Here is a 15,829-nt window from a genome sequence, read left to right on the forward strand (position 1 = left end):
CGGGGAGAGGTGCGCGGCCGGACGATCACCGGGCCCCGTAGCATCGCGGCCGTGCCAGGCGAGACGGAGCCAGACGGGGTGGCGGACGCGAAGGACGACGCGCGCACCGGTGCCTCCGACGCCTCCGACAGCACCGACACCGCGACGCTCAGCCCGTCGGACCGGGTCATCCCGACGTGGACGGAGCCGCTGGCACGGGCGGGCAGCGCACCGATCGGCGGACCGCTGGGTGTGCACGCGGTCATCGGCCGCCACTGGTTCTGGACGCCGCTGCGGGTGGCACTGCTGATCGCCGTGATCGGCCTGACCATCGGCTGGTTCGGCAAGGCCGCGTGCGTGCAGCAGTACTACAACGAGGACGCGAAGCAGCTGGAGCTGGACTGGCGGTCGAACCGCCCGTTCACCGCCATGTGCTACTCGGACATCATCCCGCTGTACTCCGCGGAACAGCTCGACAAGGGCGGCTTCCCGTACAAGACCAGCTGGTACGACGACGCGGGCAAGCCGACGCAGCACGAGCGCTGGATGGAGTACCCGGTGCTGACCGGGCTCTTCCAGTGGGTGAACGCGAAGCTCACCGACGGCTGGCTGAAGATCGCGGACTCCGGCTGGCTCCCGACCGGCCTGGCCGTCACCGTCTTCTTCGACATCTCCGCCTTCTGGCTGGCACTGGCGTGGCTGGTGACGATCTGGGCGGTCACCAGAACCGCGCGCAGACGCCCGTGGGACGCGGTGCTCATCGCGGCGTCACCGCTGGTCCTGGTGCACGCGTTCACCAACTTCGACACCCTCGCCACCGCCTGCGCCGCCACCGCGCTGCTGGCATGGGCCCGACAACGCCCGCTGCTGGCAGGCGTCCTGCTGGGCATCGGCGGCGCGGCGAAGCTGTACCCGCTGTTCCTGCTGGGTGCCCTGCTCGTGCTGTGCCTCCGTGCGGGAAAGATGCGCGCCTTCACGACCACGGCGGTGGCCGCGGTGGTGACGTGGGCGGCGGTGAACCTGCCCATCGCCCTGCTCTACCCGAGAGGCTGGTGGGAGTTCTTCCACCGCAACAGCCTCCGCGGCGCCGACCCGGACTCGCTGTACAACGTGGTCGCCCAGTTCACGGGCTGGCAGGGCTTCGACGGCCCACTGCCGTTCGGCCAGACACCCGCGGTGTTGAACACGGTCACGGCGGTCCTGTTCCTGGCGTGCTGCGCGGGCGTCGCGTTTGTCGCCCTCCACGCCCCGACGAGGCCGCGCGTGGCACAGCTGGCTTTCCTCGTGGTGGCGGCGTTCCTGCTGACCAACAAGGTGTGGAGCCCGCAGTACTCGCTGTGGCTGGTGCCGCTGGCGGTGCTGGCGCTCCCGAGATGGCGCCTGCTACTGGCCTGGATGACGATCGACGCGCTGGTCTGGGCCCCGCGGATGATGTTCTACCTCGGGGACGACAAGAAGGGCCTGCCGATCGACTGGTTCCTGTCGTTCGTCGTGCTGCGCGACCTCGCCGTGGTGGCCCTGTGCGTCCTGATCATCTACGAGATCTACCACCCCGCCCGGGACCTGCTCCGCCACAACGGCGACGACGACCCGGCGGGCGGCGTGCTGGACGGCGCCCCGGACAAGGTGGTGCTGGGCGGCCGCCGCCGCGAGAAGGTGGCTATCCCGGAACCGGTGTGAGGGCCGGCCTCCGGGCCCCGGTCACCACGCTACCGGCGACCACCGACAGGCTCGCCCGCCCGCGCAGCGCCCTGTGGACAACTCGCTCCGCTGTGGACAACTCCCTTCACAGCGCCGAGGACCGTCGCCCCGGCCCCGTACGCTGGAATCCGGGGGCCGGAGGCCACCGGGGTCGCGAATCCAGAGCATCGCGAGAGCAGACCAGTGCCGCGTGGACCACCCGGCGCCGACGTCCGAAGTGCCCGTTGTCACCCCGCGTATCGCAGCGTTCGCCCGTTGTGGATAACTCCCAGACCTGTGGATAACTCGGCTCGTGAAGACCAGCGCTGTCGGTGGCCGCGCGTACGCCGGCAACCGGGGCCGGAGGCCGCCCCGCGGCACGGGCGCGGACCGAAATGCTTGGGGTGCCTGGGTTTCCGGCCCGTCGCGCGCCGGGCCGGGCTTGGCCTCCGGCCCCCTCGAACCACGCTACCCGGGGCCACCGACGGTTTTCGTGTGCGAGAAGCGGGCCTGTGGACAACTCAGCGTGTGCGCAGTTTCAGGCGGCCGTTCGACCTTGTCAGCAACTCGTCCAGCAGCCGGTCCGCGGACAGGGGTTGCAGGCGGCGGCGCATCGCGTTGAAGAACTGTTCGCCCGGCCACCAGACCGATGCCAGCACCAGCGTGCCCAGCACTCCGGTCAGCAGCATTCCGCGTTCCTGGCCGACGAACGCGATCAGCAGGCCGGCCAGCATCGGCACCTCGATCGCGGGCAGCCTGCAGAGCACCGTCTTCGACAGCCAGATGTGGATCTCGTCGCGGGTGGGCGGGTGTTTCGGGGTCAGCACCGGGTCGACCACCAGCATCATCACCAGGAACGCCGCCGCACCCAGCAAGAGTGGAACGAGCGTCGCGCCGGTGATGCCGAAGGTGGTTCCCGACAGCGCGGCCAGCCCTGCCACGCACAACGCCAGCGACGACGCCACGACGATGCCCGCCAGTACGCTCGCGTCGGTGCCCTCGCCTGCCACCATGCGCGAATGTAAGGGCAGCGCCACTCACACTGTCAAGCGTTCGCGTTCCGGCCGGAACATCTCCTTCGCCGTCAGGAACGCGCAGAACAGGCCCACCAACAACGCCGCTCGGCCCCACACGCCGATCATGACCGCCTGTGCCGCGAAGCCGTCGAAGATGTCACCGTGCTTGTCGTAGAAGATCTCGTAGTACCAGCGGAAGATGCCGATGCCCATCGCCAGGTCCGCGACGAGGTACGCCAGGATCCAGCCCCACCGGATCCGCAGCAGCACGAACATCGGGATCAGCCACAGCGTGTACTGCGGCGAGTGGACCTTGTGCAGCAGCAGGAACCCGCACAGCATCGCCGCCGACACCGGCAGCCACGGGTACGTGCCCTCGCGCTGGTAGCGCACCCAGCCGATGCCGCAGGCCACCACGAAGGAAATGAGCATCAGCAGCGGGGACAGGACGCCGATCAGCTCCTGCACCGGCACGTTGTCCGGGTCGGAGTCCGGGCGCAGGCCCCAGAACCAGATCGAGTTCGTCGTGATGTCGGCCTTGCGCAGCAGCTGGAACGTGAACGACGCCCGCCAGCCCTCGAAACCAGCCACCACGAACGGCACGTTCACCGCCACCGCGGTGCCGAGCGCGATCACGGCGACCCGCACCGCGCCCTTCCAGTCCGGCCCGGCGCGGCCCCCGTACTCCGCGCCGCCTCGGCCGCCGGTCAGCACGTAGAGCATCAGCGGCAGCACGAAGATCGCCGGGTACACCTTGAACGCGAAACCCAGCCCCAGCAGCACCGCGGCGACCGCCGCGCGGGTCATCAGCGGACGGTCCGCGCCGCGTTTGCCCCAGCCCTTGTGCACGACGTAGAACGCCGCCGTCGCGCACAGGACGACCGGCAGCTCCCAGTTGTGGAACGCGTACAGCACCAGCGGTGGGCTGATCGCCCACAACAGCGCCCGCCAGCCCGCCATGCGGCCCAGCAGCCACGCCGTGGCCAGGCCGAACGGAGCCAGCAGCAGCGCCGAGTACAGCAGGAAGTCGGCGTCGGTGTGCGCGAAGATCGCCGACGCCCAGATGAACACACCCGTCAGCACCGGGTACTCGACGACGCCGCCGACCGGCTGGCCCTCGTCGGTCAGGCTGCCGTGGACGTACGGGAAGACGTGCCGGTCGATGTCCCGGCCGATCCACAGCGTCTGGATGTCCGAGTAGCAGAAGTCCTGGTAGCGGCGCTGGTCGAAGTCCGGCTGGCTGCGGCCGTACTCGTCGAAGCGGGGCCCCGTGCAGCGGTCCTTGTTGACGAACCCGAGCACGAGCGTGATCCCGCACAGCACCGTCAGCACGATCAGGCCGAGCGAGGTGAGGCGAGCACCGACACCCGGCCCGGCGGCGTCCGCCGCCGCGCCCACCTCCTCGGGCACCTCGTCCTCTCCTGACCTCGGTTGCGACTCGGGTGCCGCCGCACCGGCGGGCACGATACTCACCGCCCCGTGGCCTCACGCAGGAACGCGATGTCGTCCGCCTGACCGTCCGCCGGTGTCTCCACCACGACGGGCGCGCCGGCCTCCTTGACCACCGCGGCGAGCTGTTCGGCATCGATCATGCCAGTCGCGATGTTGGCGTGCCGGTCCCGCGACGAGCCGAACTCGTCGCGGGAGCTGTTGAGGTGCACCAGGTCGATGCGGCCGGTGATGGCCTTGACCCGCTCGACGATGCCGACCAGGTCCTCACCCGCGGCGAACGCGTGGCAGGTGTCCAGGCAGAACCCGGCACCGAACTCGCCGACCTCGTCCCACAACCGCGCCAGCATGTCGAAGCTGCGCGCCATCGCGTTGTCGCCGCCCGCGGTGTTCTCGATGAGGATCGGCAGCGGGAAGCCACCGGCCTCGGCCTGGCGCTCGAAGAACTTGCGCCAGTTCACGAGCCCCTGCGCCGGGTCGTCCTTCTGCGTCACGTGCCCGCCGTGCACGATCAGCCCCTTCGCCCCGGTCTTCGCCGCCGACTCGGCGTACTGCGTGACCGTCTTCCGGGACGGGATGCGGATCCGGTTGTTCGTGGAGGCGATGTTCACCGGGTACGGCGAGTGCACGAACACGTCGATGCCCGCTTCGCGCAGCGCGTCGGCCTGCGGGTGCGGCGGCTGCGACTTCCAGCTCTGGGGGTCGCCGAGGAAGAACTGCACGACATCCGCGTTCCGCTCCCGTGCGGCGCCGAGGGGATCGTCGCTGTGAATGTGGGCGCCGATGCTCATGGCCCGCGAGCGTAGTCGGCCGGGCCGACGCAAAGAGAGAGGTGTCCGGTCCTGCGCCTGCCGTGCGGCCGGTTGGGCCGGATGGGGTAACCGCATCGGTCTGGTCACGGATTGACCTGGTCACCGTCACCAACCCGGGTTACCGTCGTTGAATCCGTAGGTGTTACCGGCGAGTACCAGGAGGGACGGCATGCGCAGGCGAGTGAGGAGCCTTGCCACCGCGGTCGCGCTCGTCCTGAGCCTGTCGACGGCCGGTCTCCTGGCAGGCAGCGGCACCGCCACCGCGGCCGAGCCCATCGTCATCGGCTCCTGCGCCGCCTCGATCGAGGGCGCGCCGGGACAACCCGTGTCGCTCGCCCCCGCGGCGGTGATCGAGGTCGTGCTCGACGTCGTGCGCATCGTGCCGCTGGGAGGACCGCTGCTGGCCAACGCGGTGCGCCCGATCTTCGCCGCGCTGCCGCCCATCCCGATCGGCGCGCTGCCCAACGGCACCGGCTACATCACCGGCGGTTCCATCGCGAATGCCGTGACCGCCGAGCTGAAGAAGATCCCGCTGCTCGGAGTCGTGCTCGCGGCCGTCGTGCGGGGCGTGCAGTCCGCGCTGACCGCGGGCTGCGGCGTGACCGTCAAGGGCGTCAACACTGCCACGGCCCCCGTCCAGGACGGCGCCGACGCCGTCGCGGACGCGTCCGAGGACGCCACCGCGAAGGTCATCGAGAGCCTGCCCGGCCTGCCGGGTGGCGGCGGTGGCGGCCCCGGCGGTGGTGGCGGCACCGAGACGCCCGGCCCCGGTGGTGGCACAGGTGGCGGCAGCGGCATGCCTGCCCCCAACCAGCCGCCGCTCGGCGGACTGCCCGGCATGGGTCTCGACCTCTACCAGCCTGGCCTGTGGAACTTCGGCCGCTGGCCCATGGCCGACTACTCGAACATCCCGTTCGCCCGCGCCGGCCTGTGGGCACCCTCGCCGGGCGTCCGCTACGGCGGCGGCGTGCCCGGGTACTCGCCGGAGTTCGGCATCGTCGGCGACACGCCGCCCGACGACGGCGTGTCCGTCGCGGGCCGCGCCGAGGCCATCGACCCGCCCATCGGTCAGCGGGTGGAGTTCCCCGTGCTGCTCGCGGTGCTCGTGCTGTCCGGTGTGACGGCCGCGCTGGTCCGCACGTGGGTCCTGCGCAGGGCCCCGCGACCGGCCCTGTAGCCTGTTGCGAGCAAGACCCCTCCTGCCACGGAAAGTCCGTGGCCGCCGAGTCCACAGGAGGTGAGTGGTCTTCATGCGTCATTACGAGGTAATGGTCATCCTCGATCCCACTTTGGACGAGCGGACCGTGCAGCCGACCCTCGACAACTTCCTCAACGTGATCCGCACTTCGGGCGGGAACGTCGAGAAGGTCGAGGTGTGGGGCAAGCGTCGCCTCTCGTTCGAGATCAACAAGCACACCGAGGGCATCTACGCCGTGCTCGACGTGAACTCCGACCCCGACGCGGTCAAGGAACTCGACCGCCAGCTGGGCCTGCAGGAGTCGGTGCTGCGGACTAAGGTCCTGCGGCGCGACACCGCGGGGGCCTGAACACCGGAGGTAACAACATGGCCGGCGACACGATCATCACCGTAATCGGCAACCTGACCGCGGATCCCGAGCTGCGTTTCACGCAGTCCGGCGCGGCGGTGGCCAACTTCACGGTGGCGTCGACGCCCCGCACCCTCGACCGCCAGAGCGGCGAGTGGAAGGACGGCGAAGCCCTCTTCCTGCGGTGCAACATCTGGCGGCAGGCCGCGGAGAACGTGGCGGAGTCGCTCACGCGTGGCGCTCGCGTCATCGTCAGCGGCCGGCTCAAGCAGCGGTCCTTCGAGACCCGTGAGGGCGAGAAGCGCACCGTCGTGGAGCTCGAGGTCGACGAGATCGGCCCCTCGCTGCGCTACGCCACCGCGAAGGTCAACAAGGTCGCCCGCGGTAGCGGCGGCGGCGGCGGTGGTGGCGGCAATGGCGGTGGCGGCGGCTACGGCGGCGGTGGTGCCCCGGCCGACGACCCGTGGGGTTCGGCCCCGCCCGCCGGCTCCAGTGGCGGGTTCTCGGACGAACCGCCGTTCTGACCAGCTTCGTTCTTCTCGAACAAGCATCGTGGGATTGAGACAGACTCAGGAGTAATACCGTGGCCAAGCCACCCATTCGCAAGCCGAAGAAGAAGGTTTGCGTGTTCTGCAAGGCCGAGAAGAAGGCCAAGACCAAGTCGGACCTGCAGGACATCGACTACAAGGACACCACGCTGCTGCGGAAGTACATCTCCGACCGCGGCAAGATCCGTGCCCGCCGGGTCACCGGCAACTGCAGCCAGCACCAGCGCGACGTCGCCATCGCGGTGAAGAACGCGCGTGAGATGGCTCTGCTGCCCTACACCTCGACCGCGCGCTGATCTGAGGAGTCACGATGAAGCTCATCCTCACCGCTGATGTCGCGGGCCTCGGTGGCCCCGGCGACATCGTCGAGGTCAAGGACGGCTACGGCCGCAACTACCTGCTGCCGCGTTCGCTCGCGATCGTCGCCAGCAAGGGCGCCGAGAAGCAGGTACAGACCATCCGCCGTGCGCAGCGGGCCAGGGCCATCCGTGGCCTCGACCACGCGCAGGAGGTCAAGGCCGCGATCGAGAAGATCGCGCCGGTTCAGCTGAAGGCCAAGGCCGCCGCCGGTTCCGGCAAGCTGTTCGGCTCGGTCACCACGTCCGACATCGTCTCCGCGGTCAAGGCCGCCGGGGGTCCGGTGCTGGACAAGCGTGCGGTCGAGCTGTCCAGTCACATCAAGACCATCGGCAAGCACTCGGTGAACGTGCGCCTGCACCCTGAGGTCACCGTCGCTTTCAAGCTCGAGGTCACCGCTTCCTGAGCGGAGCTTGCGCAGCGAGCATCGTTGTCGGCGGAGCTTGCGTAGCGAGCATCGTTGTCGGCGGAGCTTGCACCTCAGCTTTTGTTGACGGAGAGTAACCACCAACGCGTCAGCCCCGTGTCGGGTCCACCACTCGACCGGGGCTGACGGGTGTTGGCCGCGCTCCCGTTCGACGACACGCCGAACGTGCGGATCCGCCCGACACGCCGGTGGTTGACGGGTTAGTTTTTCCACAACCTGTACACAGCCCTTGATCAGGGGTTTCTTTGGTGATCGCGCAGGCTGTCCCCAAGTTATCCCCAGGCTGCGCACCGGGCTGTCAACCGGTGTCGGCGAACCATCCCCACGCTGTCCACAGGGCTGTTTTGCGGAACGCGCGTGCGGGCCCTAGGTTCCGCCTGGTCCACTGGCTCTGCGTGCGCGGAGCTGGGCGCCTTGCCGTCGACGCCGTAGGTGCTTATCGTGGGTGTTCGAACATTTGTTCGATGAAGTGAGGGGGCATTTCGGTGGCTCTGACCGACGACCGGGCAGCCGCGCCAGGGGCGGAGGGCGGCAACGGGTTCGACCGGCAGCCACCGCAGGACCTCACGGCCGAACAGAGCGTGCTCGGCGGCATGATGCTGTCCAAGGACGCGATCGCCGACGTCGTCGAGGTGCTCCGCCCGAACGACTTCTACCGGCCCGCACACCAGCTGGTCTACGACTGCATCCTCGACCTGTACAGCCGGGGTGAGCCGGCCGACGCCGTGACCGTCGCCGCCGAACTGGAACGCCGCGGCGAGATCCGGCGGGTCGGCGGCGCCCCGTACCTGCACACGCTGATCGCGACCGTGCCCACGGCCGCGAACGCCAGCTACTACGCGGAGATCGTCGCCGAGAAGGCGACGCTGCGCAGGCTGGTCGAGGCAGGCACGAGGATCGTGCAGCTCGGCTACTCGGGCGCCGAGGGCGCGGACATCAACGAGGTCGTCGACCGCGCCCAGTCGTCGATCTACGACGTCACCGAACGCCGCACGACCGAGGACTACGTCGTGCTGGAGGAACTCCTCCAGCCCACGATGGACGAGATCGACGCGATCGCGTCCCGCGGCGGCACCTCGCTCGGCGTCCCCACCGGCTTCGCCGACCTGGAAGCCGTCACCAACGGCCTGCACCCCGGCCAGATGATCATCGTCGCGGCCCGGCCCGGCATCGGCAAGGCGCTGGCCCTGGACACACCACTGGCGACGCCTGACGGCTGGGTGACCATGGGGACCGTCGAGGTCGGCGACCACCTCATCGGCGCGGACGGCCGCCCGACCCGGGTCGTCGCCGCCACCGAGGTGATGCGTGACCGCCCCTGCTACGAGGTCGAGTTCTCAGACGGCACCGTCATCGTCGCCGACGCCGAGCACCAGTGGCTGACCGAAACCCGGGCGTCACGCCGCTCCGCCCGGACAGCCGCTGCCGGACGCGACCGACAGGAGAATCAGCGCACGTTCCCCGCCGTCCGGACCACCGCGCAGATCGCGGACACACTCCGCTGCGAGACCGCTGGTCGCGGGCTGAACCACTCGATCAACAACGCCAAGCCACTCGACCTGCCCGAACGTGACCTACCGCTCCCGCCCTACACCTTCGGTGTCTGGCTTGGTGACGGCCATTCCGCGAGCGCTCGATTCACGTCGGCGGACCCCGAGATCGTCTGGTACGTGGAAGAGGAAGGCCTGACGGTCATTCCGCGAGGCGATCTGCGCTGCAGTCTCCGACTTCCGGCCAATCCCGCTGTCGGCCACAGGACGGTGGATGCGATCCTCCGCGCCCTCGGTGTGCTCGGGGACAAGCACATTCCCGTCGACTACCTCCGTGCGAGCGAGTCGCAGCGGCGTGCGCTACTTGCCGGGTTGCTCGACACCGGCGGCACGGTGTGCACGACGGGTGCTGTGCAGTTCTCGGTAACGAACCAGCGGCTCGCCATGGACACCTACGAGCTGGTCGTGAGCCTCGGGTACCGCTGCTCCTTGACGACCAGGAAGGTCGAGGGTCGCGGCGAGCTGTCGTCGACGGCGTACACCCTCACCTTCAGCACCGAGGACGAGGTGTTCCGGCTCGAACGGAAGCGTCTGCTGCACAAGGAGCACAACCGGGCGAAGAACGCCGAACGGTTCGGCTCGCGGTACATCGTCGATGTGCGGCCGGTGCCGAGTGTTCCGGTGCGGTGTGTGGAGGTCGACAACGCCGATCACCTCTACCTCGCGGGCGCGGCCATGGTGCCGACACACAACTCGACGCTGGGACTGGACTTCGCCAGGTCGTGCTCGGTGACCCACCGGATGACCAGCGTCATCTTCTCGCTGGAGATGAGCCGCACCGAGATCGTCATGCGCATGCTCTCCGCCGAGGCGAAGATCCGGTTGCAGGACATGCGTGGTGGGCGCATGACCGACGACGACTGGACCCGGCTCGCGCGGCGGATGAGTGAGATCAGCGAGGCGCCGCTGTTCGTGGACGACTCGCCGAACATGACGATGATGGAGATCCGGGCGAAGGCCAGGCGGCTCAAGCAGCGGAACGACCTGAAGCTCGTGGTCGTGGACTACATGCAGCTGATGACGTCCGGCAAGCGGGTCGAGTCCCGGCAGCAGGAGGTCTCGGAGTTCTCGCGGCAGCTCAAGCTGCTCGCCAAGGAGCTCGAGGTGCCGGTGGTCGCGATCAGCCAGCTGAACCGTGGTCCGGAACAGCGCACCGACAAGCGGCCGATGCTGTCCGACCTGCGTGAGTCCGGCTCCCTGGAGCAGGACGCGGACATGGTCATCCTGATCAACCGCCCGGACGCCTTCGAACGCGACGACCCCCGCGCGGGCGAGGCGGACCTGATCCTGGCGAAGCACCGTGCCGGCCCGACCGCCACGATCACCGTCGCCCACCAGCTGCACTACAGCCGCTTCACCGACCTGGCCCAGTCCTGAGCACGTCGCATACCGTGTGAGGCATGGCTGATCGGCGCGCCTCGCTCGGGCGGGTGCAGGCGTACCTCGGGCGTTGCAGTGCCGCCGAGGCGCTGGCCAACCGGGACGCGTTCGGCGGGGTCACCTTGCAGGGGGTGCACGGGCTCAAGATCGCGCGGGTGCTGGACCGGGCCGGGGAGCTGAAGGGCGTCGACCTCGATCCAGCCGCCTATCTGGCCAGGGGGAAGCCCACGGCTCCTGTCGTACGGGGACAGCTGGGGTTCGACCTCGACCTGCCCGTCTTCGACTGGGTCGAGGTGCAGGCCGAACTCGGGTTGCCCGTCGTCCGGACGGCCGGGCCTCGGTTGCGGGTCGGGCAGTTGGACGAGCTCAAGGCCGAGTTGCACCGGGACTACCCGGTGCCGGTTTCCGTGACGCTGGTGCTCGACGGCGGATGGCTCGGGTCCAAGCACAGCGGGGTGCTCGCCGAGCAGTTGCGCGCTGCGGACCGGGACATCTCCCTGGTGTTCGGGGCGCCCTTCGACCCCGTGGACTCCTCGTACAAGGTCCTGGGACTTCGGCGCCTGCTGCGGTGGAGCAACCGGACCGGGCGCAAGCTGGAGTTGTTGCGCACCGGGCCGATCGGGATTCCCGCTGTCGCCGCCGGTGCGAAGGTCGCTGCCATCGGCGCCTCCTCGTCCACCCGGCATCTGGGTGGGCCGGTCGCGCGGCGGGCCGACGGGGTGCGGCCCAAGCGGAGTCCTCAGGTGTTCGTGCCTCGGCTGCTGCACTGGCAGCGCGGGGTGGACCTCAAGGGCACGGAGATCACCCACTGTTCCTGCGCCGCCTGTGCTCGCGCGGGGACCGGGTTGCAGCGGTTCGATGTCGCCTTCGACAGTTCGGTGCCCGCGGGGGTGCGGAACGCCGCGCGGGAGCACGACCTGCACGCGCTCGCCGGGGTCGTCCGGGGGCTGGGGACCGCGGCCGACCCGCGGGAGGAGCTGGCCCGGTTGCGGCAGGACGCCCAGGAACTCGCCGAGGCGACCGGGGTGACCCTGCCCAAGTGGCTGGGCAACTGGGACTAGCCATCCAGCATGGGAAAGGGCCCGGGAGCGTGGTGCTCCCGGGCCCTTTCGGTTACCCGGTCAGGCGATCGGGTGGGTGGTGAAGAGGTTCGCCAGCGCGGCGCGGGTCGAGTCGAGCGACGACCCGCCCAGCTCCGGAGCCGCGACCTCGGACCCCGCCGGGACCAGGGTGCCGACGCTCGGCGCCTGCGCGATCGGGGCGGCGGTGATGTCGCCGACGCCCGGGGCGGCCGGAATGACCGGCAGGACCGTGGTGATGTCGGTCAGGTCACCCGTCGCGGGGATCACGGGGATGAGGGTCGTGACCTCGGTCAGGTCCACCGGGACGTTCGAGCGGCTGCCGAAGCCACCGAAGCGGTCCAGCGAGACCGGCGACAGCGGCGCGAACACGTCACCGACCATCGGCATCGCCGGGACGTGCGGCAGGTCACGCTGCACCGGCAGGTCACCCGTTGGCAGCCCACCGACGATGGTGTCCGTCGGCAGGTCCGCACGCTGCACCGGCAGCGCCACCGGCAGACCACCCGAGGGCAGGCCACCGACGATGGTGTCCGTCGGCAGATCGCGCTGCCGACCGGGCAGGCCGATCGGCAGGCCACTCGTCGGCAGGTCACCGGTGATGCCGTCCGTCGGCAGGTCCGTGGTCAGCCGGTAGGACGGCAGGTCCTGGTTCACCAGGCCGCCCGGCACGCCACCGGCGGGCAGACCGGGCACGTCGGACGGCAGACCGCCCTTGATCGCGTCGATCGGCAGCGCCGGGGCCTCGGTGGGGAGGCCACCGGTCACCTCGGTGCCGCTCAGCGAGCTGGACGGCACACCGGGCACGGAGGTCGGGAGACCAGCGTTCAGCGAGTCGATCGGCAGGCCGGGCGCCTCGGTGGGCAGACCGGGCAGGGCGACCGGGAGACCGCCGGGCAGGCCCGGGACCGGCGTCGCGTCGGCACGGGCCGGCGCGGGCAGGATCTGCGGCACCTCCGGCAGACCGTCCGCCGACAGGTCGGTGACCGGAACCTGGACGGGCAGGCGGGCCGGGAAGCCCGACAGCACGCCGGTGAACGCGCCGCGGAGGTCCTGGGCGGGCATGGAGCGCGGCGACGAGAAGCTCGGGAGCTCCGTCGCGCTCATGACACCCTCGGCGGGCAGGCGCAGCATCTGCACCTCACCCTCGCCGGCCCGCAGGTCGCTGGTGTTCGCGGATTCCGTCATCGCCTTGGCAAGCACCTCGACCGGGATGTCGTAGTACGGGCCGTTGGCACCGGCCGGCAGCGTGGCGTCGAGACCGGACAGCGAGCCCATCGCACCGCTGGTCGTGGACGTGCCGCCGACCTCACCATCCGTGCTGGAGATGCCCTGGGCGTGGGAGCGGCCCGCCCACGCCGACACCGCGTCGCCGAACGGCTGCACGACCGCGGCCGCCGGCACGTCGACCAGGTTGCCGGACAGGTAGCCGTCGTCACCGGTGGTGTCGATGTCGCCGCCGGACCCGGCCTCGGTCTTGTTCATCGCCGACGAGGAGCTGCCCCCGCCGACCCCCGACGCCGCGGTGGCGAAGCTCTGCGCGAGCGGCAGAGCCTGCGGCGAAGCCACGTTGCCCGACATCAGGCCATCCCGACCGCTGGTCTCGGTGTCGCCACCGGCCTCGGTCTCCGTCTGCGACCCGGCGAGCGAGTGGTTGGAGCCAAGTGCGGTGGCGGACTCGCCGTACACCTGGCCTGCCCCCGCGACCGGAGCGTTCATCACGTTGCCCGTTCCCGCGCCGTGCGTGCCGTCGCTCATCGAATCACCGCCAGCCTGCATCTCGGTTTGGTTGACCGCGGCCTGCGTGCCCTTGGCGAGACCGCTGGCCCCGGTCCCGAAGACCTGGGCCGGGACGGACACCGGGACCTGCCCGATGTTGCCGGAACCCAGACCCGCGGTACCGGTCGCCTTGTTGTCGCCACCGGAGGTGACGTGGTTGTCGGCGGACGCCGCGGCGTTGGTGGAGCCCACCGCACCGGCGCTGTTGCCGAACGCCTGCGCCGCCGTCGCGACCGGGGTGGTCACGAGGTTGGACGCGGCCAGACCGTAGTCGTCGTCGGTGTTGTTGCCGCCACCGGAACTGGTCTTCTTGCTCTCCGACGCCGCCGTGCCCGCGCCACCCGCGCCTGCCGCGCCGTTGCCGTACACCTCGCCCGGCGTGTTCACCGGCGCGGTGGCCATGTTGCCGCCGGCCACCGAGTTGTCGCCGGTGGTGCCGGTGTTGCCGCCCGAGCTGGTGTCGACGTAGTTCTGCGCGGTCGTCCCGGCATCGCCAGCACCCGCCGCGGCGTTCGCGAACACGTCGGCCGTGCCGGTCATCGGCGCGTTCGCCGTGGTGCCGGACACGATGCTGTCGTGGCCGCGGGTGTAGGAGTCGCCGCCCGCCGTCGAGTCGACGCGGTTGGTGGCGTCCGCCGTCGCCTCACCGACCGCGGCGGCCCCGTTGCCGAAGCCCTCGACGGGCAGCGTGACCGGAGCGGCCGCGATGGCGCCGGAGGCGACCGAGCCCTCACCGGTGGAGCGGCTGGTGCCGCCCGCGTCGGTGGTGGTGGCGGTGTCGCAGGTCGCGTCGGCCGAGCCGATCGCACCACCCGCGTTGCCGCACAGCATGGCCGGGCCGGACAGCGCGGGCTGTGCGACGTTGCCCGCCGCGTAGGCCGGGTCGCCGTTCGTCTCGACGTAGGTCGGGACGCGGTACTTGCCGGTGCGGGTCGTACCCGCGGCGGCGTCGGCGGCCGAGTCGGCGGAGGCGTCGGACTTGCCGAGGCCCATGATCGCGTTGCCGTTGACCCGCGCCGGCACGGCAACCGGCACCGGAACGGCGTTGCCGCCGCCGACGCTGTCCGCACCGGCGGTGAGGACCGAACCGCCGGCCTCCGCGGAGGTCGAGGCCTCCGAGGTGGCTTCGGCCGAGCCGCCGCCCGCGACCGCGTTGCCGTCGGCCTGGACCGGCGTCGCGAACTGCGGCGCGACCACGTTGCCACCGAGGAAGCTGTGCGACCCGTTGGTGTCGATGTCGCCGGTGGTCCAGGCTTCCTGGTGGGTGGTGCCCTCGGCGGACGCCGTGCCTGCGCCCGCGACCGCGTTGTTGGTGACCTGCACCGGGAGCGCCCAGTCCAGGTCGACCACGTTGCCACTGACGAAGCTGCCGGACCCGTCGGTCTCGGTGTCGTGCTTCCAGCCGTAGCTGTGGTCCGACTCGTTCGTCGTCTCGGCGCGCCCGATCGCCGCGACCGCGTTGCCGGAGATGTCGACCGGGACCACCATGTCCGCGTCGATCTGGTTGCCCTGCGCCGGGGTCCCGGCCATCTTGTCGACGGCGGGGACGCGCACCTTGTCCGTCGACGGGAGGTTGGTGACCTTGTCGCCCACCACGGGCAGCGACGTCACCTTGCCGGTGACCGGCGCGGCCTTGTCCGCGAGCGGTGCCGCGAAGTCACGGCCTTCCCGCGGCAGCGGCGCGATGGCGTTCTGGACCTTGCTGACAACGGGTGCGGCGGGCCCGGTCGCCTTGCCGGCGATCGGGCCCGTGACAGCCGTGACCTTCGCGAGCGGCAGAGCGCCGGTGATCCGCGAACTGTCGACCGCGATGTCCCGGTGGATCGCCGGAAGGGCCTTCTGGCCGAGCGGCGTGCCGAACACGTTGTTGTCGATGTGCACAGGGACGGCGACCGAACCGTCAAGCGGCGATGCCGGCTTGTCGGGGTTGACGTCCTCGTCGGCGGAAGCGATGCCGGTACCCAGCATCAGCAAACCACCGGTGACCAGCGCTGTCTGAAGACCGCGCTTCGCCCACGTTTGCATCGTCGGATGCTCCTTTCGTAGTCCCTTGGGGAGGGGGTTTGGCGGGTGGCCGGACGCGGAGGGGCACACGCGTCGGGGCAGTCGGCCACCCGTGTCTGTGGGTGGTCGCGGGGATGTCCGCGGGGGGTGAAAGGCGCGTGGCAACACGACCGTGTCGGTGGTTCGCTCCGCACGCTCCGCGAGCGCGGTGCGTCGGATCCG

Annotated in this window: 12 protein-coding genes; 8 read left to right on the plus strand and 4 right to left on the minus strand. The window is 70.3% G+C overall.

The annotated features are described in order from the left end of the window. The first annotated feature begins 78 nt into the window (after positions 1–78). A complete protein-coding gene (locus FHR82_RS14135) occupies positions 79–1,659 on the plus strand; it encodes a glycosyltransferase family 87 protein (RefSeq protein WP_184811516.1) in 1,581 nt (526 codons plus the stop codon). A gap of 521 nt (positions 1,660–2,180) precedes the next feature. Here the strand turns inward: FHR82_RS14135 and FHR82_RS14140 are convergent. From FHR82_RS14140 to FHR82_RS14150, 3 genes are read right to left on the minus strand one after another with little or no spacing between them, the layout of a single operon-like run. Beyond that, positions 2,181–2,672 carry a hypothetical protein gene (locus tag FHR82_RS14140; protein WP_184810842.1) on the minus strand — a complete coding sequence of 164 codons (492 nt, stop codon included), beginning with the start codon at positions 2,670–2,672 and terminating at the stop codon, positions 2,181–2,183. Positions 2,673–2,696: 24 nt separating this feature from the next. After that, entirely contained in the window at positions 2,697–4,148 is a 1,452-nt protein-coding gene (locus FHR82_RS14145; protein WP_311771069.1) for a glycosyltransferase family 87 protein, read from the minus strand. Next, complete coding sequence (locus FHR82_RS14150; protein WP_184810843.1) at positions 4,145–4,915, minus strand: deoxyribonuclease IV; 771 nt, start codon at positions 4,913–4,915, stop codon at positions 4,145–4,147. The genes FHR82_RS14145 and FHR82_RS14150 overlap by 4 nt, the downstream gene beginning before the upstream one ends. Positions 4,916–5,105: 190 nt before the next feature. Here FHR82_RS14150 and FHR82_RS14155 point away from each other — a divergent pair, with 190 nt between their 5' ends. The 7 genes from FHR82_RS14155 to FHR82_RS14185 all read left to right on the plus strand — a co-directional run bounded on the left by FHR82_RS14155 (position 5,106) and on the right by FHR82_RS14185 (position 11,806). After that, the gene (locus tag FHR82_RS14155; RefSeq protein WP_184810844.1) at positions 5,106–6,113 is read left to right on the plus strand and encodes a hypothetical protein; all 1,008 of its coding nucleotides are present in this window, start codon (positions 5,106–5,108) and stop codon (positions 6,111–6,113) included. A 73-nt stretch (positions 6,114–6,186) separates the two neighbouring features. Next, positions 6,187–6,483: a 30S ribosomal protein S6 gene (gene rpsF, locus FHR82_RS14160; RefSeq protein WP_184810845.1), complete on the plus strand. Its 297-nt coding sequence runs from the start codon at positions 6,187–6,189 to the stop codon at positions 6,481–6,483. Positions 6,484–6,500: 17 nt separating this feature from the next. Further along, a complete protein-coding gene (locus FHR82_RS14165) occupies positions 6,501–7,007 on the plus strand; it encodes a single-stranded DNA-binding protein (RefSeq protein ID WP_184810846.1) in 507 nt (168 codons plus the stop codon). 59 nt (positions 7,008–7,066) lie between these two features. Continuing rightward, positions 7,067–7,327: a 30S ribosomal protein S18 gene (rpsR, locus tag FHR82_RS14170; RefSeq protein ID WP_184810847.1), complete on the plus strand. Its 261-nt coding sequence runs from the start codon at positions 7,067–7,069 to the stop codon at positions 7,325–7,327. 14 nt (positions 7,328–7,341) lie between these two features. Next, a complete protein-coding gene (gene rplI / locus FHR82_RS14175) occupies positions 7,342–7,794 on the plus strand; it encodes a 50S ribosomal protein L9 (RefSeq protein ID WP_184810848.1) in 453 nt (150 codons plus the stop codon). A gap of 506 nt (positions 7,795–8,300) precedes the next feature. Continuing rightward, on the plus strand, positions 8,301–10,742 hold the full coding sequence (gene dnaB, locus FHR82_RS14180) for a replicative DNA helicase (protein WP_311771070.1): 2,442 nt from the start codon (positions 8,301–8,303) through the stop codon (positions 10,740–10,742). Positions 10,743–10,765: 23 nt separating this feature from the next. Further along, a complete protein-coding gene (locus FHR82_RS14185; protein WP_184810849.1) occupies positions 10,766–11,806 on the plus strand; it encodes a hypothetical protein in 1,041 nt (346 codons plus the stop codon). A 60-nt stretch (positions 11,807–11,866) separates the two neighbouring features. Here the strand turns inward: FHR82_RS14185 and FHR82_RS14190 are convergent, their stop codons facing one another. Beyond that, positions 11,867–15,628, minus strand: coding sequence for a hypothetical protein (locus FHR82_RS14190; protein WP_184810850.1), 3,762 nt, complete (start codon positions 15,626–15,628; stop codon positions 11,867–11,869). Between the last annotated feature and the right edge of the window lie 201 nt (positions 15,629–15,829).

It is taken from the genome of Actinophytocola algeriensis (assembly GCF_014203735.1).
Classification (GTDB): domain Bacteria; phylum Actinomycetota; class Actinomycetes; order Mycobacteriales; family Pseudonocardiaceae; genus Actinophytocola; species Actinophytocola algeriensis.